Source organism: Pseudorhodobacter antarcticus, from assembly GCF_900110135.1.
Classification (GTDB): domain Bacteria; phylum Pseudomonadota; class Alphaproteobacteria; order Rhodobacterales; family Rhodobacteraceae; genus Pseudorhodobacter; species Pseudorhodobacter antarcticus.
In genome coordinates this window covers 85131-105203 of the sequence record NZ_FOCO01000008.1, presented here as the reverse complement: position 1 = coordinate 105203, position 20073 = coordinate 85131, and the positions used below count along the sequence as shown (strand labels likewise).

Sequence of the window (20073 nt, the reverse complement as noted above, 5' to 3'; positions counted from 1 at the left end):
CTTTTTCACATCACCGCACCAATTTGCCACGGCACAAATTCGTAATCGCCCAGCCCTTCGGCCTCGGATTTCGTTTGTTGGCCCGATGCCACGGCCAGCAGCATGTCATAGATCTCGCGGCCGACCTGTTCCACCGTTTTGCCGTGCGACAGGATGGTGCCTGCGTTGATGTCCATGTCCGCCTCCATCCGGGTGAACATTTCGGTGTTGGTGGCAACCTTCAGCGAGGGCGACGGTTTTGCCCCGAAGGCCGAGCCACGCCCGGTGGTAAACACCACAAGGTTGCAGCCAGAGGCGATTTGCCCGGTGACGGATGCGGGGTCGTAGCCGGGGCTGTCCATGAAAGTGAACCCGCGCGCGGTGACGGGTTCGGCGTATTTATAGACGCCGTTCAGGGGCGTGGTGCCGCCTTTGGACGCCGCCCCCAGCGATTTTTCGAGGATGGTGGTAAGGCCGCCGGTTTTATTGCCGGGGCTGGGGTTGTTGTCCATGCTGCCTTTGTTGCGCAGCGTATAATCCTCCCACCACTTTATCAGGCCCAATAGTTTTTCGCCGATGGCGGGGGTGGCGGCGCGTTGGGTCAGCAGATGTTCGGCGCCGTAAATCTCGGGCGTTTCGGCCAGCACACCTGTGCCGCCTTGGGCCACCAAGAGATCGCAGGCATAGCCCAGCGCGGGGTTGGCAGTGATGCCCGACATGGCATCAGACCCGCCGCATTGCAGGGCGACCATCAGCTCGGACGCGGGGCAATCCTCCCGCTCAAAGGCGTTGACCACGGGCAGCATGGCGGCGACTTTTTCAATGCCCAGATCAATGGTGCGGCGCAGGCCCGCGACATCTTGGATGTTCATGGATTGGAACAAGGGGCCGGGTTTGAGGCCATAGCTTTCGATCAGCCAGTCGATTTGCATCATTTCGCAGCCAAGGCCCACCAGCACCACGCCGCCGATATTGGGGTTGCGGGCATAGCCCCACAGGACGCGTTGCAGCGCCTCAAACCCTTCGCCATTGCCGCCCATCGCACAGCCTGTACCGTGGGCGAACGCCACCACCCCATCCACATTGGGATAGGCGGCAAGACGTTCGGGGGTGAAGTGATCGGCGATGCGATGCGCGGCGGTGGCAGAACAGTTCACGGAAGTGAGGACAGCGATATAATTGCGGGTGCCCACGCGGCCCGTGGCGCGGCGGTAGCCCCGGAAATGATCGGGTTTGGCGGGGGCAACGGGGCGCAGGTTGGTGCCAAACGCATAATCTTGATCAACGGCACGAAAGTCGAGGTTGTGGGTGTGGATGTGGTCGCCCGCCGCGATATCCGCTGCCGCATAGCCGATGATTTGCGCGTATTTGCGCACGGCATCCCCCTTGGCAATCGCCACGCGCGCCAGTTTGTGGCCGCGGGGGATGGGCTGGGTTGCGCCATCTTCGCCAGGTTTCAGGCTGCGGGTGGCGGTGGCAACGTTGTCAGTGGCATCAAGGATTATCGGGGTCATGGGGTATTCCAGTTAGGCGCAGGCGGGGCTGTTGGCGTGCCAGCGGTGGATGGGGGTTTGGGGGGCGGTGGCAAGGCGGGTGCGGGCAGCGTGCCACATCTGCGCCCATGCTTGCCAGTCATGAAGTTCGGCGCTTGGGCTCGTGCGGCTGCGGGCGATAAAGTCGGGGAAATGGCTGCGCCCGGTGTTTTGGCCCGTCACGTTATAGCGCAGATCGAACGACCAGCGAAATCCGTCGGTTTGGTTGGCAAGCGAGGCGTGGGGCGTGAGGGGATGAAAGATCACCGCACCCCCGGCCTTGACCGGCAGCGGTTGCGCACGGGCGGGGTCGATGAAACCGTCCGCGATGGCGGTTTGAGTTTTGGGGCAATGGGGCAGCATGCCCACCTTGCCCGGCAGCACCTGCAAACAGCCGTTTTCCAGCGTGGCATCGGTGATCGCCAACCAGACAGTGACCATTTGGGTTTGATCCGCCACCTCCAGTGCCACGGCGCGGTCTTGGTGCCAGTCGGTGGTGGTGATGTGGGCGCGGATTTCGGTGTCGCGCAGGGTGGTGCTGGGCGGTTTGATGCGGACGTGCTGGATGGGGTTGGAGGTGATTTCGGGGCCGATAAGCTGTTCCACCATGTCCAAAAGGCGCGGGTTGGTGACCATATCGAACACGGCGGGGCCAAAATGGAACGGCGTATCGAGTTGGATTTGTTCGCCGGGCAGCGAGATATCCATTGGTTGGAACCAATCGCAGCCCGCGCTGTAGGCGGCCAGCAGTTTGCCCCAAAAATCAAGGTTTGCGCCATCCGGCACGCGGCCCACCCCGTGCCAATTGGCATAAAGGTGGTCCATCAAAACGCTGTATTCGGCCTTGATCGCCGCCAGCCTGTCCGCATCCAGCACGTTATCGACGACCAGATATCCGGTGGTTTCAAACTGCTGGATTTGGGTAGGGGAAAGCATGGGTGACCCTTTTGGTTAAAGGAAGACAGAGACGATGGGTGGCCAGATCAGTAGGACCGAGAGCGCCAAAAGCTGGATGCCGATGAAGGGCAAGAAGCCTTTGAAAATATCCGTGAGCGAGATATGCGCCGGGGCCACGGATTTCAGGTAAAATGCGGCGGGGCCGAAGGGCGGCGACAAGAACGACACCTGCATGTTCATGCAAAACACCACCCCAAACCAGATTGCGACATGGCGGGGGTTGAGTTCGCCAAAGAGGCCAATTTCTTCAATCGGGAGTTTTAGGACGATGGGTAGGAACACCGGCATGACCAGCAAAACAATGCCCACCCAATCCATCAATGCGCCAAGGATAAGGAAGATCAGCATCATCACAAGGATGATCCCCATGGCGGGCACGTCGAGCCCGATGATCGCGCTGGCGATGTAATCGGGGCCGCCCGCGATGGTATAAGCACCCGCAAGGGCGGTGGCCCCGATGGTGACCCAAATGATGGTGCCCGTGGATTTCAGCGTGCGTTTCAGGCTGTCCCACAGCAAGCTGCCGGTCATTTCACGGCGCAGCACGGCGATGACGAACACGGCGATAACGCCCATGCCAGCCGCCTCAGTAATCCCGGTAATCCCGCCATAGATGGAGCCGAGAACGACACCGATCACCAGCGTGGGCGCGACAAGACCTTTGCCCATGCCCCAAGCAACCTTCATGCGGTTAATGCCAAAAACAAAGACGATCAGCGCCACGTTGGCCAGTACGAACGCGCCCAGTTTCCAGACATATTCGGGCGTACCAAGGGCGATGGGATCCACCCCTTGGATAAAGCGGTTTTGGCCTGTGACGGTGAAAAACGCCACGCGCACCCACAGCGCCGCCCCGATACCCGCCGCAAGTGTGGCAAGGAAGGTGAGGAACAGCATGGTTTTTTCGCGGCCTTTGGGGTCGTTCGGATCATCGGGCGGCAAAGGCGCATCTTCGGGGTGCAGCTGCGTGCGGATGATGATGTAGATGATGAAAAACGAGGCCAGCATGAAGCCGGGCAAAAAGGACGCGGTGAACAGCGCCTTGATCGAGGTTTCGGTGATCAGGCCATACATGATCAGCACGATGGACGGCGGGATCATGGTGCCAAGCGAGCCGGAGGCGCAGATAACCCCGATGGCGAGGTTTTGGTTGTAGCCGAGTTTCAGCATCTGGGGCAGCGCGATAAGGCCCAGCAGCACAACTTCGCCGCCGATGATGCCTGACATGGCGGCCATGATCACGGCCATGATCGAGGTGACAATCGCAATGCCACCACGGGTGCGAGACAGCCAGATGTTGAGGCTGTCATACATTTGGCCCGCGATGCCAGAACGCTCTAGCAAGTTGGCCATAAAGATGAACAGCGGAATTGATATGAGCACATAATCCGTCATCAACCCGTAGATGCGTTGCGACAAGATGCCGAGGGGGCCGGTGCCAAAGCTGCTGAACAAAAAGTCCGGCCCGAACTTCATGAACATCACCAGCCCCGCAAGGGCTGCGGAGGCAAAGCCAAGCGGCATGCCGATGGCGAGAAGGAACAGCATGGCGAGGAGGAGGACCAGCGAAATGGTGGAAATATCAAACATCTGATCAGCCCTTTTTCTTGAGCTTTTCGCCCATTTCCTGCACGTATTCTTCAATCTCGGCTTCATCCACCACCGAATGAACCTCTTTGTCTTTGTTCCAATCGCAGATCAGGTTCACGACCGCCTGCAGCGCCACAAGGCAGATGAACACGATCAACAAAGGTTTGATGGTGGCGGGGATGGGCGGGTCAAACGCGGTGCCAAAGGTTTCCCAGCGCAGGAATTTATCGCGCGCCTCATTATAGCTGCCCCATAGCATGATGAAGGCAAAGCCAACAATCAATGAGACCGAAAACGTATCGCAGAGGCGCTGCACATTGCGGGGCATCATGTCATACAAAAGGTAAATGCGGATGTGCGATCGTTGCTGCATGGCGTAAAGGCCCGAAAACAGAAAGATCGCGCCGGCCATCCACAAAGAAAGTTCATTCGCCCAAAGGGTTGGCGCCTCAAACACATAGCGCGCGATCACTTCATAGAACATGACCAGCACGAGGGACACGATCAACAACATCGTCACGCGGCCCATGAACAGGGACAGGCGGTCAAAGACGGTTTGATTTGTCCCCTCTTGCACCGTGGGGCGGATGGTTAGGGGGCCCATAATCAGGGACAAAACGAACGCGGCAAGGGCCAGAAATTCGGGCGCGCCTGCGACAGGAAAACGGTTGATCATCGCGTCAGACGCGTTGCCCCACCAAATGATCAGGCGCGGCGTGTACCAAGCCAGATACCCGGCAGAGGCCATAAAGACCAAAGGCCAAAGCAATTCGCGTGTGGCACTGGATGCGCGCATGGTGTTTCCCCGTTCTGATGGTAATTCGCGGCTGGTGGTGCCTCGCCCCGCTTGGGGCGCAAAAAGCGGCAGGCCGGTTGCCCCGCCTGCCGCCATATATCAGGGCGAACCCCTTATTTTTTGACCAGACCAAGCTGGGTCAAGAAGGCCATATGGCTGTCGACCAGCGCGCGGGCTTCTGGTGTTTTTTCCGCCCAACCCTGCCATGCGGCCTGTGCTGCGGCACGGAATGCGGCGCGGTCCTCTTCGGACCAGTCGGAAATGGTAACGCCTTGGGCCTCCAGCGTTGCTTTGGCTTCGAGGTTTTTCACCTCAAATGTCAAAGCGATTTGGAAGGACAGCTTTTGCATCGCCGCTTCCAGGATGCGCTTGTGCTGTTCGGACAGGCTGTCGTATTTCGCTTTGTTGCACGCAAGGTGGTCCGACGGCATGGAGTGGAAGCCGGGGAAGTTCGCGTTTTTGGCGATATCATACAGGCCCATGCCCATGTTGTTGGCAAGGCCCGACGCATCGGCGCCGTCAATGATACCGGTTTCCAGCGCGGTAAAGATTTCGGTGAAATCCATCACGACAGGCTTTGCACCCAAGGACGCAAAGATTTCGGTTTCAAGACCGGGGGGGGAACGGAATTTCCAACCCTTCAGATCGGCCATGCCTGCAATCGGCTTGGTCGAGGCAAAAGATTCAAGGCCATAGATCGACCAGCCAATCAGTTTCATCCCGTATTGGCCGTACAGGTTGTCGGCCGCTTCAAACCCGCCGTTGTACAGCCACGCATATTGCTGCCATGGGGTATCATAGCCGCCCATGATGTCGCCCACGAACTGGAACGCAGGGTTTTTGCCGGTCTGGTACGCGCCGCCGGTCATGTCGCAATCGAGGATGCCTGTGGCGGCCGCATCAAAGGTTTCCACCGTTTTGACAACGGAGGAGGAGTAGAACATTTCAATATCCAGCGTGCCGCCAGACATCACTTCGACATCGTCAACGAACTGCTGGATCATTTTGCCAGAGACTGTTTCTGGCGCGTAATGGTTTTGAATGCGCAGGATTTCAGCGTTTGCGGGCACAGCAAAGCTGGCTGCAACGACTGCTGGCACAAGGTAGGTGCTAAATTTCATGGTTCCTCCCAGAACGGTTGTGAATGGCCGTGGCGCATTTCGGCGACCGGGCGGGGTTTTCCCCGCACCTGACCCAACGCTAAAGCAGTCGTACCAAAATGCAACCGTTTTGGTATACCAAATTTTTTGTTTTTCATTTTAATCTGGTTTGGCGATATGTGTTGGGAAGTGTGCAGGGCCCATGGGACCGCGACAGGGCCTAGAATGGGCTGCAAGAAATTGGACGGTATATGTCAGAACGACCCTTGGCCGAGGAAATTGCAGACAGCCTGCGCCGCGATATTTTGTTGGGTGTGTTGCCCCCCGGCGCGCTGATCAAGGAGCGGGATAATTCGGTGGGGCGCGGGGTCAGCCGCACACCGCTGCGCGAGGCCATTCGGATTTTGGCCAGCGAGGGGTTGGTGACGCTGCGCCCGTCGCGCAGCCCGGTGGTGGCGGACCCCACGTTGAAAGAGATCACTGATGATCTGATCGTGATGAACACGCTGGAATCACTGGGCGCGCGGTTGGCCTGCGCTTGCGTGACTGAAGGCGAGCTGGCGGACATTCGGGCGTTGCACCAAAAAATGCTGGATATTTCGGACACCGCCGACGCTGTGGATTATTTTGAGGTCGATATGCGGTTTCACCGACTGATCACCGCCGCGTCGCACAACAATGCGCTGATTGATACGCATGCCGCCTATATGGCGCGGCTGTGGCGGCCCCGGTTTTTGGCCGCCAGCCTGCGCAGCGACCGTGCCCGTGTGTTGCAACAGCACGCGGCGATTGTGAAAGGGTTGATGACGCGCGATGTGACCTTGGTCAGTGCCGAGGTGGAGAGCCACATGCGCCATCTGGTGTTGAACATCACCGATATTTTCGCCCAAAAGGAACAGGCGGTCAGTTGACAGGTGTTAGCAACGGCTGACCCGACAAATGCGCGCGGATGTTTGCGCGTTGCAATGCGCCCATGCCCTTGCGCGTCTCAATCGTCGCGGACCCTTGGTGCGGTTGCAAATACACGTTGGACAGCGCCAAAAAGCGCGGATCCAGCGCAGGTTCTACGCGGAACACATCCAATGCGGCCCCCCGGATGCGGCGATTTTCCAGCGCGTCCAGCAAAGCGGTTTCATCAATCGTGGAGCCGCGAGAGATGTTGGCGATCACGGCATCCGCGCCCATTGCCGCGATGACCGAGGCGGAAACATACCCTTCGGTCGCTTTGCCGCCAACCAGCGCCACGACCATATAATCGCAACTGGCCGCCAGTGATTCCGGCGTGGCGTGCCAGACCCAGCCTGCGGGCGTATCCTTGGCCGTGCGACTGTGATAGTGGATTTCCATCTTGAACGCGGCCAGACGGTCGGCAATTTCGCGGCCAATGCGGCCCAGCCCCATGATGCCCACGCGCGTGCCGCTAAGTTTACGCGCCAGCGGTGGATCGCCCTTTTCCGCCCAATCGCCGCGCGCCAGCCATGCCGAATTGGCCGCCATGTTGCGGGTAAAGGACAACAGCATCCCGACCGCCAAATCCGCCACATCATCATTCAAAACATCCGGCGTATTGGTGACGCGCACCTTGCGGGCGGTTGCCGCCACCACATCAATCGCGTCATAGCCGACACCGTAATTGGCAATGATTTCCAGCGCTGGCAGCAGGTCCATCTGCGCACCGTCAAAGGGTTTATGACCTTTGTAGGCCACGGCTCGCACTTGCCCGCGCAAACCCGCATCCAACCCCGCCAGATCGGTGATGGACGCAATTGTGACCAAATCGAACCCGTTGCGCATATCTGGCACATCCCAGTCGTTGAACGTTCCGACGGCAAGCAGGGTGGGAAGGGTCATTGCAGCGTCCTTTCGGCAGAAATGATGGGGCTCCGCCACAGGTTGTGGCGGGGTGCGAAACTCCAGTACATCAAATGCGTAACCAATTCCGCCTGCCCCCGCCAGCACCGTTTGTGTTACCGCTCACATTCTTTCGCTCCCCCCAAAAAAGACAACTAAAGCGTAGAAACTCAGAGCCGGGAGCCAGCACATCTTGGCCGTGCAATAAATGCTAGTAAACACAACCTCATATGATTGCATAACAACCTTAGGTTTATTAATCTTTCATTAACTGTTTTTGAATAGTTGTTCTCCTCACCAGAACGGGGAAAACAATGCAGCTTATCCAGCTCCCACTTTTTAAATTTGTTGATAAATTGTCTCGCTGGCAAAAAAAAGTGGTTTTGGCGTCAATCGACGTTGTTTTGGCCCCACTCGCCTTCATTCTATCCTTGGTTGTGCTGTATGAACGGCTTCCGACCGGCCCATTCATCACCCACAATCTGGGCGTGTTGGTTACGTTGGCAGCGCTGGCGGGGGTTGCGTCCATCGCGCTGAAGATGCCGAACATCAAATTGAACGCCTACGAATCACGTGAAATTTTACGTACGGGATTGATGGCCGCTTTGGTAACGGCGGCGCTGTCGGTGGTGGCGCATTGGTCCAGCCTGGCCCCTTCGCGCATGGCGGTTATCCTGTTTGGGCTGCTGTTTTTCCTGCTGGCGGTTGGCACGCGATTTGCGATGCTGCATGTGTTGCTATGGGTGCTGCGGGCGGGGCAAACCCGGCAGCGCGTGCTGATTTATGGCGCGGGGACCACGGGGATGCAGCTGTTGGCAGCGCTGCGCGCGCATGACCGGATTTTGCCTGTGGCCTATGTCGATGATAACCCAGCGCTTCACTCGATGTCCGCGGGCGGGTTGCGGATTTTCGGGTCTGACAAGATCGCCGATCTGGCCGCACAGCGCAACGTGAACCGGGTGTTGTTGGCGATGCCATCGGTGCCCGGCCCAAAGCTGGCACAGATTGCGCGGCGGTTGCAAATGCTGGGGCTGACGGTAATGACCGTGCCATCCTTTGCGCAATTGGTGGGCATTGAAAGTTTAGTGGACACGCTGACCCCGGTGGAGCCGAACATGTTTCTGGGCCGCGATCCCGTTGAAAAAACCATGCCGCAAGGGGCGGACCCGTATCACGGCCGCGTGGTTTTGGTGTCGGGTGCGGGGGGGTCGGTTGGGTCGGCGCTGTGTCGCCAATTGTTGAAAAGCAAACCCGCCTGCATCGTGTTGTTTGAGGTGAGCGAGATCGCGCTTTATACCATTGACCGGAATTTGTCCGCGCTGGTTACAGATGGGCAGACGCAGATCGTGGCGGTGCTGGGATCCGTGACAGACAGCCGGATGGCCCGCATGGTGATGGCCGAACACAAGGTCGACATCGTGTTTCACACGGCGGCCTATAAACATGTGCCCTTGGTGGAGGCGAACCCGATTGCGGGGCTGGCCAACAACGTTTTGGGCACCCGCACGCTGGCCGATGCCGCGAATGAGGCGGGGGTGAAAAAGTTTGTGCTGATTTCGACCGACAAGGCCGTGCGCCCCACCAACATCATGGGCGGGTCAAAGCGGTTGGCGGAATTGGTGGTGCAAGACCTTGCCAAACGATCGCAAGGCACCGTGTTTTCGATGGTGCGCTTTGGCAATGTATTGGGGTCATCGGGTTCGGTCATTCCGTTGTTCAAGGAACAGATCGCGCAGGGCGGCCCTGTGACGCTGACGCATGAAGATGTGACGCGGTATTTCATGACACTCGCCGAGGCGGCGCGGTTGGTTTTGCTGGCCGGATCCTATTCCGACGCGACCACCGTGGGGCATGGCGGCGGTGATGTGTTCGTGCTGGACATGGGCGACCCGGTGAAAATCCGTGACCTGGCACAGCAAATGATAGAGGCGGCGGGCCTAACCGTGCGCGATGCGCGTGCGCCGGACGGGGATATCGAAATTGTGGTGACCGGGCTGCGCCCCGGCGAAAAAGTTCATGAGGAGTTGTTGATTGGCGAGGGTTTGTTAACCACGCCGCACCCTAAAATTCTGCGTGCCCAAGAGCAAAGCCTGACGGAATTGCAAATGGCCACCGCCTTGCGCGCCCTGCGGGCCGCTGTGGCGACCGGGGCCGCAGATGAGGCGCGCGGTGTCGTTTTGACCTATGTGGAGGGTTACCAACCCCCAGATCCACAGATCGTTCACCGATTTGATGCCTTGGATGCGCCCATCGCGGTGGCAATGGCGCAATAGATGCGCAGAAAATAAGTCCATTTGCCTTGTATCGGTGTTGTGTTGCGCCAAACCGATTATGGTTCCCCCAAACAAGAATGAGGCAGTGATGCAGGTTAGTTTGCGCAAATCCCCCCGTTTGACGGTGATGGTCCTTTTGACCAGCACCCTTGGCTTTGCGCCCTTTGCCCATGCCGAAATGCGGCCATCGTTGAACATGTATGGGGCGACCGGGTTGATCGACATGCCCTCGGGTGAGGCGCAGCCGGATGGGCAACTGTCGATCAGCGCCAGCCAATTCGGGCCAATCCGTCGCAACACCCTGTCGTTTCAGATCACGCCACGCCTGTCTGCCAGCTTTCGCTTTTTGGGCATCCGCGACTGGAACCAAGTGGCGCGGGCAAAAGGCCGCCCCCTGACCGGGGTGGAGCAGTTTGACACTTATTATGACCGCAGTTTTGACTTGCGATTCAAGGCATTGGACGAAACACGCTTTTTGCCCAGCGTAACAATTGGCCTGCAAGATTTTGCGGGAACGGGTGTTTTGTCGGGCGAATATGTGGCGGCGACCAAAACGCTGACCCCCAACCTGAAGGTCACGGCGGGTCTGGGCTGGGGGCGTTTGGGCAGCGAAGGCAACATCGGCTCCCCCCTGGGGATACGGCCGCCGATCGTTGTGGGGTTTGGTGGCAATTTCAATGCAAAGCAGTGGTTTCGCGGCCCGGCGGCCCCGTTTGGCGGCGTGGAATGGCAAATCAACGATCAATGGACGGTAAAGGCAGAATATTCATCCGACAAATATGTTGAAGAGGCGGGCACCCGCGGCACCTTTGCGCAGAAAGGCCCGGTGAACCTTGGGGTTGAATACCAGCCGAATGATTATTTCCGGCTGGGTGCCTATTATATGTACGGCAATACGGTGGGGATTGGCGGGCACCTGTTCATCAACCCCAAAAAGCGGCCGATGGGCGGGGTGACCGACAGCGCGCCTGCCTTGGTCAATATCCGCCCCAATCGGGCCGGGAATGAGACGGCTTATTCGCCCGTTTGGGTGGCGCAGACCGATGCAGCGCCCATTTTGCGCAACAATTTGGCGTTACGGTTGCAACCCGACGGGATTGTGGTGGACTCCATCGGCTACACCACCGGCGACAGCGTGCAGGTGCGCATCCGCAACACCCGCTATTTGAACAATGCCCAAGCGATTGGCCGCACCGCCCGCGCGTTAAGCCATGTGATGCCAGCATCCGTCGAACAGTTTGAAATTGTGCCAATGGCCAATGGCATTGCGGCGTCCAAAATCACCCTGCGCCGCGCGGATCTGGAGAATTTGGAATTTGACGCCGATGCCAGCACAAAAATGGCGCAGCGCATCACGGTTAGCGGCGATACCGGATCTGCGCAGGGATTCAACCAAGACCCTGATTTATACCCCAGATTCACTTGGTCGCTGGCCCCCACCACGCGCTTGCGGTTTTTTGACCAAACAGCCCCCTTCAAAGGCGATGTGGGCGTGCGCGCGACCGGGCGGTTTGAACTGCGCCCCGGTTTGGTGATCGCGAGCGAGGTGACGCAACGCCTTGCCGGAAACTTGTCCGATCGCCCGCCTTTGCCGGATCGGGGCAAATTGCAGGCCGTGCGATCCGCCGTTTATTTCTATGACCGCGATGGTGGCACCGCGATTGAAAAGCTGGCGTTGGATTGGAACGTAAAGCTGGCGCAAGACGTGTATGCGCGCGCGTCTGCCGGGTATTTGGAGCGGATGTTTGGCGGCATTTCCACCGAAGTGTTGTGGAAACCAGCCGGCAGCCGTTGGGCGCTGGGGGCGGAACTGAATTATGTAAAACAGCGCGCGCCAGACCAAAAATTTGGGTTTGCGCTGCCCGCCGAGATTTATGCGACCGACAGCGGGCCAAAGGCTGGCCCTGCCAGCTACACCACGCTGGGCGGGCATGTGTCGGCCTATTACGAAATTGGGCAGGGGTTCCACGCGCAGCTTGATGTGGGGAAATATCTGGCGGGGGATATTGGCGCGACATTTTCATTAGACCGCGAATTTGCCAATGGGTGGCGTGTTGGGGCCTTTGCGACCAAAACCAATGTATCGGCGGCAGATTTTGGCAGCGGGTCGTTTGACAAGGGCATCCGGGTTGTAATTCCGCTGAACTGGGGTTTGGGGACGCCGACGCGCAGCACAACGCCGTTCGTTCTGCGCCCGTTCCGCCGCGATGGCGGGGCAAAGCTGGAAATCGACAATCGGTTGTATGAAACTGTGCGCGGCTATCATGCCCGCGAGCTGGACAATCAATTTGGAAGGTTCTGGAAATGATGCGCCACCCCTTTCCGCTTTTGGCAGGTGTCATGGCCCTGTTCGCGGTCACGGCCTGCGGGACGGATCGCGATGCAACCGCGACGATAAGGTCGATGCAAACCTCGGCCTCCGCCCTTGTGGGTGGTTTGAAAACCCCCACGTCACCTGCGCCCCCCGCGCGCGTCACACGCGATGTGCTGAACACCATCACCAGCCCGGTTGATCTGGTGCTGGTGGAAAAAGCGGGGGTGCAAGGCGTGATCGGAAAGCTGGGGACCAGTGGGGACGTGGAAACCTGGGCATCAATCGACAACCTGACCTTGTCGATGCGCGATGGGATGATTTTGGCAACACGCGGTTTTGCGGGGGATTTGATGTCGGCGCAGGTGCCACGCCTGTCGCAAGTTATGAAGCCGGGGCAGCCCTATACCCGCCGTTACGGCGTGTTAAGCGGGGATGACCAGATTATGATGCAGCAGTTTGACTGCCAGACAGCCCGTGTTGGTGCCGAAACCATCACGATTGTCGATTTGCGCTTTGCCACGCAGCGCATCACGGAAACCTGTGTTGGCCCAACGGGTGCCCATAAAAACGACTTTTGGGTAGAGACCGGCGGAAAATTGCGCCGATCGCGCCAATGGATTGGTGAAAGCATTGGATTTGTTGTAGTTGAGCATCTACGAAAAAATGTATTAAAAACTTTCTTGGCAAGAACCGCTGTGTTAGCCGAAATACTATATTGACCCCATCTGGAGATTATTGAGATGAAAACCGTCGCCGCCCTTGCCGTTTCCGCAGTTATTGCGTCGTCCTCCTTTGCTATGGCGCAGGCCGTTGCGCCCGCACCAGCACCTGCAGCAGCAGGCAGCGCTGTGACAACAACAGCAGCAACCGGCACAATTGCAGGTATCGGCGTTACGACAGCCGTCACCGTTGCAGTTGCAGTTGTCGCTGCTGTTGCAAGCGTCGCCGCAGCGGAATCCGATTCCGGCAGCCACTGATCTGCAGCTTGGTCAGAGTGTCAAAAAGCCCGTCTTTGACGGGCTTTTTGCATTTCGGGCAAGGCGCTGTTAAAATTATATTTTAACAACATTAGGCTTTGCATGACCCTCACCTTAAAGACGATCCACGGCGTCTGGCAGCGTGTCACACATTCAGAAATTGGGTTGATCGCGGCGGGCATTGGCTTTTTCGGCTTTCTGGCGATTTTCCCAGCCTTGGCGGCAGTGATTACGATTTGGGGGTTTGCCGCAGATCCGGCAGTGGTGGAAACCCAATTGGCACTGGCGCAAAACTATTTGCCAAAGGATGCGTTTGATTTGCTGAACGGGCAAGTGCAGCGCATTTTAGCGACCAATACCAGCAGCTTGGGGGTAACCACCTTGCTGTCCACGCTGTTTGCGCTGTGGTCGGCGCGCGCGGGAGTAAGTGCGCTGATTTCAGGGTTGAATGCAATCCACGGGTTGCCGCATCGCAGCGGGTTGCGCCATGTGCTGCGCGCCTTTGTGCTGACGTTGGTTTTGATTGGCTTGGTGCTGTCGGGGATGGTGTTGGCGGTTATCGTGCCCTTGGTGCTGGGGTTTTTGCCTTTGGGCAAGTCGGCTGTGATCGCCTTGGGGGCAGCCAATTTTTTGCTGGGAATGATGTTGGTGATGGCCAGTATTACGCTGGCATACCGCCTTGGGCCCAACCGCACGAAACAAGATCACGACCAGCGCAAGGTGATACCGGGTCTGTTGTTGTCGGTGGTTTTATGGGTCGCGGTGTCGCGGGGGTTGGTGTTTTATCTGTCGAATTTCGCCAATTACAATCAGGTTTACGGCTCCATCGGGGCGGTGGTGGCGCTGTTGATGTGGTTTTACCTATCGGCGTTTGTGGTGCTGTTGGGGGCCGCGTTGAACGCAGAATTGGAGGCGCAGCGCGCCGCCCCTAACCGCGCGCTTTAATAATCTTTTTCAATAAACACGCCGATGCCCGCTTGCCCATCAGCCCCCACCGACCCGCGCACCGTCACATCCTTTTTCAGATCAAGGTTCAGGTTGATCTGGCTGCGGCCCTTTTGGTCCACCTCCACCTCTGTATAAACCCGTTTGGAAATGTATTTCCCGGCCCTGACCGACACATTCCCATCGGCATCGGTGGTCACGTCGAAATCATCCAACCCAAAGTTTTTGCGCAGCTTTGACACAATCCCTTCGCCGCCCCGACCCGCAAGGGTGGCCACGGCGTTTGCCAATTGCGCCGCTTGCAAGGCTGAAATGGTCTGGATGCCTTTGCCAAACAGCAGGCGGGCCAATACCTCCTCTTGCGGCAATTCGGGGGTGGAACCGAAGGTGATTTCGGGGTCATCTGCCGGGCCTTTGATCATCACGCGGGTGGTCACGCCATCCGCATCATTGCTGGCGGTGATGTCGATGGTGGGGATCAGATCGCCTTGCAGCAGCAATTGCCCTTGGTCCAGTACCATCCGCTTGCCCAAAATGTCCAAGCGCCCCCGGATCAGATCGAAGCTGCCGCTGGGAACAACCGCATTGGTATCGCCACGCAGCGCGACACGCCCGCCCATTTCGGCATCAATGCCCCGCCCGCGAATGAACAGGCGCGATGGGGCGTCGATTGTTACGTTCAGCCCAAAAGGCCGGGATTGGGGGCTGGCGCCGCCCGCGCCAAGGTCGATCAATCCGGCTTTATAACGGGTCTGGCGCGTGGCGGCAGTTTCATTTTTATGCTTCAGCCCCGGCAGGGAGCCGATGGCCGAAAACCCGCTGGTAGGCACGCGAAACTCGGCCTCGCGCACCGAAATTTGGCCGCCAATCATAGCGCCCCCAGTCTGTCGGCCCCCTGCCAGCGGGCCTGTCACGGTCAGATCACCGCTAAGTTGGATTTGATAAAGATCGGGGTCTTTCAAAATCATATCGCGCAGCGCCACTTGCAGATTGGCGGTGTTGGGTGCCGACAGACCAACCCCGCCTGTGACGGACAAATTGCCGCCCATGTTGGGGTTTGCGGCCACATTCACTTGCACGGCATTGCCGCCCAACGTGGCGGTTGCGGTTAGGTTTTCAAGGTTGAAGGGCAGGTTTGGCGCGGAAAAACGCCCCCCCGACAGCCGCGCCGTGCCAGACAGCGACGACAGCGCCAAGGGGCCATTTAGCGCCAGATCAAACTGGGTTTGCCCCGACACCGACCGCGCCCCAAGGAAAGCGTTGGCAAGGGCGGCCTGCGCGCTGCCCGTGATCGTCAAATCCGCGTTGCGAAATCCTGGGGCAAGCCGCCCCGCAACCCGCGCATCAATGCCGCCCGGCCCGGTGCTTTGCAAATCCAGCGTCACGCCGTTGCCGTTTTCACTGGCGCGGCCCGACACCGTGACAGCGCCCGCAAAATCGGGAACCAGCAGTGCAAGATTGGCTAGCCGCGCCTCTAATTTCACCTCGCGCAGGGCGTCGGTGACACTGCCTGTGGCACTGGCTTGCAGTTGCAGGTTGGACAGGGTGGCGCGTTCAATCTGGATGCGGCGGTTTTGAAAAGTGGCACCAGCGGTCAGCGTGGTTTGGCCGCGCAGCAGGCTGTCGGCCTGCGCATTGCCAATCGCAAGGCTGCTGCCCGTGCCCGTCACATCGACCCGGCCCGCGTCCAGCGTGCCTTTGGCGGTGGCAACGGCTTTCAACCCGCCGCGGTAGCCGGGGCCAAGCGGCGCAAGGTTGGGCAAGCTGATCTGCGCTGTGATATCGCTGCCTGCCGCGTCATAAAACCCTTTGGCATCGGCGCTGATTTGCGGGTTGGACAAGGTAGCGGTTTCCAAATCCAACCGTCCATCGCGCAATCCGACAACCAGCGCCAAGCGGCTGTCGCCTGTGGTCAGCGCATCGGCCTGTGCTTGGCCAATTTTCAGATTGGTGCCGATCCCGTCCAGCGTGAGCCGCCCCAGCGCAGGCGTGCCCGAAAAGCTGGCATCCGCCGACAGCGCGCCACGGTACGGGCCACCCAAAACCGCCAGATCATCGAACCGCAGCTTGGCCGTAATGTCGCTGCCATCCGATGCCAATTTGCCCGATGCGCTGGCGGTCAATGCCTGCGCGGTCACATCCAATTGGCGCAAAAACGTGCCTTGTTTGGACCGGGCGGCGGCAAAGCTGATGGTTGAACCACCGCGCAGCAAATTGTCCACCTCGGCCACGTCCAAGGTGATATTTGTGCCCGCCACGCTGCCCGTCACATCAAATTGGCCGCCCAGCGGGATCACTTGCCCGCTAAGGCGAAAGGCGGCTTCACCACTTAGGGGGCGGCCAGCCAGCGCGGTCAACCGACCCAAATCGCGGTATTGCGCATCAACGCTGCCGCGCGTGCGAAACCTACTTTCAAAATCATCAAACCGGGCAGAGGCGGCGATGGTATAGCCATCCTCAACCAGCTCCAGCCGCCCAATGCGCAGGCCCAACCCGCCTTGCTGCCAGTCAAACACCAATCGCCCGGTCAGATCGCGCCCCAATGCTTGCGCCAATGCGGCATCGGTCAAATCCACATCCGTGGCGGCGAAATTCAGCGTGCCGCCCACAACCGTGCCGCCCGCACCCGCCCGGCGGTTGATGCGCCCGGACCCTTTTAGGGTGGCGCGGTCCAGCGTGACATCGGCGCGCGACAGACCGCGCAGGGACAGGGCGGTTTTCCAACCATCCCCTGTCGTGGCATCGAACCCCAACGAAATATCGGCCCCCACCACGCGGGTTTCCATATCACCGCCCAAAGGCAGCAACACCGGGCTGCCATCGGGCAGGCCCAGCGTTCCGGTCAAGGCCAAGCGCTGCGGCAGACCATCGGTGGCGATGATGGCCGACCCTTGCAGTTGCAGTGCGCGGGCTTGGATGGACAGCGCGGTCAGGTCCAACTGACCCGAAGGTTGGCGCAGCGCCGCTGCCGTTACCGCGATTTCGGGGCCGAAAAAGGCGGCATAATCGGGCAGGAACAAGGGGGCGACATCGCCCGAAATATCCACCGACAGGCGTTGCGCCCCATCGGTTTCGCCTTGCAGGGTCAACATCCCTTGCAAACGGTCCGCGCCGTCGGTGCGCAAATCAAGCGTGGCGGCAAAATCATCCAAGGGGCCGCTGCCTGCCACCGTCAGATCGACCGAGGGGCGGCCCGGCAGGTCCAAAAGGTTGGCGGCGATGCCATCCGCACCTTCCGCAGCGCTTAAATCCAGCGTCAGTTCGCGGTTGGCGTTGGCATAGGTGGCCTTGAGGGTGACGCGACCATCCGGCCCGGCATCATCGCGCAAAATATCCAGATCGACGCTGCCTTCGCCGCCATTCAGATTGGCAGACGCGGTCAGCGACCCTTGGATCGGCTGGCCAATGACGGTTTCGCCAAGGACAATCCGCTTGGCCTCCAGCTGTTTGATGCTGATGGACACGGGCAGTTCGGGCAGGGAAAAACCCTGCGCTTCGGGCGTTGGCACAGCGTTGGCGGGGGCAATGGGTTTGCGCGCCACGATAATTTCATCCGCGACCAGTTCGGTCACATCAACCACGCCGACCAGCAGGCTGGCCCTGCTCCAATCCAAGACAACTTTGTTCAGGGTCAGCCAAACGCCGGTTTCATCCGCGATGGTCAAGGTTTCGATTTCCGCGCGCGATGAAAACGCCCCGCTGAAGCCTGTGACAGTGACCTTTCGGCCCGCGCCGGACAGATTATCCTCGATAAACGCGGTCAGCACATCGCGGTCATCCGATTGCGCCAAAACGGTGAAAGGCAGCACCAAAAGGCACAACAGCGATATCCAAAACGCGCGCATCAAAACGACTGTCCAATGCCGATGTAGATTTGCACGCCGCCCTTACCGCCCGACACCGGGGCAGCAACATCCAGCCGAATTGGCCCCAATCCGGTCGCATAGCGCACGCCAAGCCCCGCCCCCGCATGGTCCAGCGTTTGACCGCCAAACAACCCTGATGAGGCGATGCGCCCATAATCGGCAAAACCGACGATGCCGATGGTGTCGGTCACTTTCGTGCGCACCTCTACCGATGCGCCGACAAACCCGGTGCCGCCCGTCAATCGCCCCGTGCGCGCGGACGCAAAACCAAGCGATCGGTATTCCTGCCCGCGCACGGTGCCGCCACCGCCCGAATAGGACAAATATTCCGGCGGCAGGGTGGTGATGTCGCCGCCTTCGACCCCGCGCAATTGCACGCGCCCGGCCAAGGTGATGCGGTCATTCACGCCAAAACCGCGATAGGCGCGCGCATCCAGTTCCAGCCGCAGCCCCGATGCAGTGCCGCCAAAGCCCAAAAACGGTGCCGCCTCGGCATCAATATAGAACCCTTTTGTCGCGTCAGTTTTGGAATTGCGTTTGTCCCAATTCACGCCAACGGGCAGGCCAAGGGTGCGAAAATCAACACTGCCTGTGGCAAATTTCACCTGATATTGCGAATATTCAAGCCCCACCCGCGCGGTCATTTCGCGCGAAACATACTGTGTGAAGCCAAGGCCGGTTTCTACAAAATCTTGGGTGTAATCCTCCTCCGCCTCATGGCCGATGCGGAAAAACGCGGTGCCTGTGGTATCGGCGCTAAGGGTGGCGGGGCGGTCCAAGGTGACGCCAAGACTGTAATCGACGCCGCTGTTTTGCGCACCGATCTGGGCGATTTCGCCGTCAACGCGCAGGCGTTCGCCCCCGCCCAGCAAGTTGCGGTGCAGCCAGAACCCGTTGACTTTGGCGCCTTCGCTGCTGGCCACTTCGACCCCGAAACCGAACCGGCGGGGCCGTTCCTCGACCAGCTTTGCGGTGATGCCCAAAGTGTCGGGGGCGGTGATGTCTGCATCTTCCTCCAGCGCCACGGAACGGAAAATACCGGTGCGGCGCAGACGTTCCGCCGCATCCTCCAACGCCTCGGGGCTGAATTGTTCGCCCGTGGGCAGGCCCGCGATTTTGACGATGCGGCGCAGTTCCATGCGGTCTTGCCCCTGCACCGCCAAGGGGCCAAAGCGCAGGCGAGGGCCAGCGGTGACGGTAAGTTTGGCGTCCAGCGTGGCCGCTGCGTGATCGGCGGTGATGTCTTGGTCCGTGACCGTGGCCTTGGCATGGCCCGCCGTACGCCACCCATCCACCGCCGCCCCTGCCGCAACCGAAATCACATCGCTTTGCGCAACTTGGCCTTTGGCAAAACCTTTGGGCAGGGCCGTGTCCGCCGCCAGCGGGCCAACGCGCGCCACATCAAAGGTAAAGGCAGGGCCGGGATTGACGGTGAGCGCGATGCGGCGGATGTTTTTGGGGGTGTCCAAGGGGGCGATATCCGCCGCCTCGCGCCCATCAATGCGAATTTCGATGACGCCAGAATAGCGGCCCATCGCATAAAGCGCACCCAAAAGGCGGCCATATTCGGCGCGGGCGGTGGCGAACAAATCTTGGTCATTGCTGCTGCCTTCGGCCTGTGCGGCCAGCAAAAAGGAGGCACCGCGCAAGCTGGTTTCAACCGCCGCGTCCCCGCCCAGCACCGTGAAATCCACCTGATCCAAGGCGTGGGCAGGCGTGACAAACAACCCTGCGCCAAGCACAAGTGCCGCGGCCCCCCATCCTTGGTCCTTGACCTTTACCATCCGCCGCATGCCTTTTGGTTTTTTATTTTTCCCAACATCGCATTTTATCCGTGAACATACAACGAAACGAATCGGTGATCGTGTACTCAAGTGAAACAATCCATGGCGT

14 protein-coding genes are annotated in these 20073 nt (G+C 59.3%); 6 read left to right on the top strand and 8 right to left on the bottom strand.

Features of this window, described 5'->3' with window-relative positions; genetic code table 11:
* Window positions 1–5 precede the first annotated feature (5 nt).
* The 5 genes from BMY36_RS05945 to BMY36_RS05925 form a co-directional block, all read right to left on the bottom strand.
* On the bottom strand, window positions 6–1493 hold the full coding sequence (locus BMY36_RS05945) for a D-arabinonate dehydratase (RefSeq protein WP_050520110.1): 1488 nt from the start codon (window positions 1491–1493) through the stop codon (window positions 6–8).
* Between the two features lie 12 nt (window positions 1494–1505).
* Window positions 1506–2447, bottom strand: coding sequence for a phytanoyl-CoA dioxygenase family protein (locus BMY36_RS05940; protein WP_050520109.1), 942 nt, complete (start codon window positions 2445–2447; stop codon window positions 1506–1508).
* 15 nt (window positions 2448–2462) lie between these two features.
* A complete protein-coding gene (locus BMY36_RS05935; RefSeq protein WP_050520108.1) occupies window positions 2463–4058 on the bottom strand; it encodes a TRAP transporter large permease in 1596 nt (531 codons plus the stop codon).
* Between the two features lie 4 nt (window positions 4059–4062).
* On the bottom strand, window positions 4063–4854 hold the full coding sequence (locus BMY36_RS05930; protein ID WP_074818494.1) for a TRAP transporter small permease subunit: 792 nt from the start codon (window positions 4852–4854) through the stop codon (window positions 4063–4065).
* A gap of 113 nt (window positions 4855–4967) precedes the next feature.
* Complete coding sequence (locus BMY36_RS05925; protein WP_050520107.1) at window positions 4968–5975, bottom strand: TRAP transporter substrate-binding protein; 1008 nt, start codon at window positions 5973–5975, stop codon at window positions 4968–4970.
* A 230-nt stretch (window positions 5976–6205) separates the two neighbouring features.
* Between BMY36_RS05925 and BMY36_RS05920 the strand changes: the two genes are divergently transcribed.
* The gene (locus tag BMY36_RS05920) at window positions 6206–6865 is read left to right on the top strand and encodes a GntR family transcriptional regulator (protein WP_050520106.1); all 660 of its coding nucleotides are present in this window, start codon (window positions 6206–6208) and stop codon (window positions 6863–6865) included.
* Here BMY36_RS05920 and BMY36_RS05915 read toward each other — a convergent pair.
* A complete protein-coding gene (locus tag BMY36_RS05915) occupies window positions 6858–7805 on the bottom strand; it encodes a 2-hydroxyacid dehydrogenase (protein ID WP_050520105.1) in 948 nt (315 codons plus the stop codon). The two genes, BMY36_RS05920 and BMY36_RS05915, sit on opposite strands and share 8 nt — an antisense overlap.
* 314 nt (window positions 7806–8119) lie before the next feature.
* On the opposite strand from BMY36_RS05915, the gene BMY36_RS05910 reads away from it, so the two are divergent.
* The 5 genes from BMY36_RS05910 (at window position 8120) to BMY36_RS05890 (ending at window position 14314) form a co-directional block, all read left to right on the top strand.
* On the top strand, window positions 8120–10078 hold the full coding sequence (locus BMY36_RS05910) for a polysaccharide biosynthesis protein (protein WP_050520104.1): 1959 nt from the start codon (window positions 8120–8122) through the stop codon (window positions 10076–10078).
* 88 nt (window positions 10079–10166) lie between these two features.
* Window positions 10167–12386, top strand: a complete 2220-nt coding sequence (locus BMY36_RS05905; RefSeq protein ID WP_050520160.1) for a YjbH domain-containing protein — start codon at window positions 10167–10169, stop codon at window positions 12384–12386.
* Window positions 12383–13111 carry a YjbF family lipoprotein gene (locus BMY36_RS05900; protein WP_082224868.1) on the top strand — a complete coding sequence of 243 codons (729 nt, stop codon included), beginning with the start codon at window positions 12383–12385 and terminating at the stop codon, window positions 13109–13111. The genes BMY36_RS05905 and BMY36_RS05900 overlap by 4 nt, the downstream gene beginning before the upstream one ends.
* A gap of 21 nt (window positions 13112–13132) precedes the next feature.
* Entirely contained in the window at window positions 13133–13369 is a 237-nt protein-coding gene (locus BMY36_RS05895; RefSeq protein ID WP_050520102.1) for a hypothetical protein, read from the top strand.
* A 102-nt stretch (window positions 13370–13471) separates the two neighbouring features.
* Entirely contained in the window at window positions 13472–14314 is an 843-nt protein-coding gene (locus BMY36_RS05890) for a YihY/virulence factor BrkB family protein (RefSeq protein ID WP_050520101.1), read from the top strand.
* Here BMY36_RS05890 and BMY36_RS05885 read toward each other — a convergent pair.
* Both BMY36_RS05885 and BMY36_RS05880 read right to left on the bottom strand, forming a co-directional pair.
* Window positions 14311–18159 (bottom strand): translocation/assembly module TamB domain-containing protein, encoded by a 3849-nt coding sequence (locus BMY36_RS05885; protein ID WP_050520100.1) that lies wholly within the window; start codon window positions 18157–18159, stop codon window positions 14311–14313. The genes BMY36_RS05890 and BMY36_RS05885 overlap by 4 nt on opposite strands.
* On the bottom strand, window positions 18159–19973 hold the full coding sequence (locus BMY36_RS05880; protein ID WP_050520099.1) for an autotransporter assembly complex protein TamA: 1815 nt from the start codon (window positions 19971–19973) through the stop codon (window positions 18159–18161). The genes BMY36_RS05885 and BMY36_RS05880 overlap by 1 nt, the downstream gene beginning before the upstream one ends.
* Window positions 19974–20073: the final 100 nt, after the last annotated feature.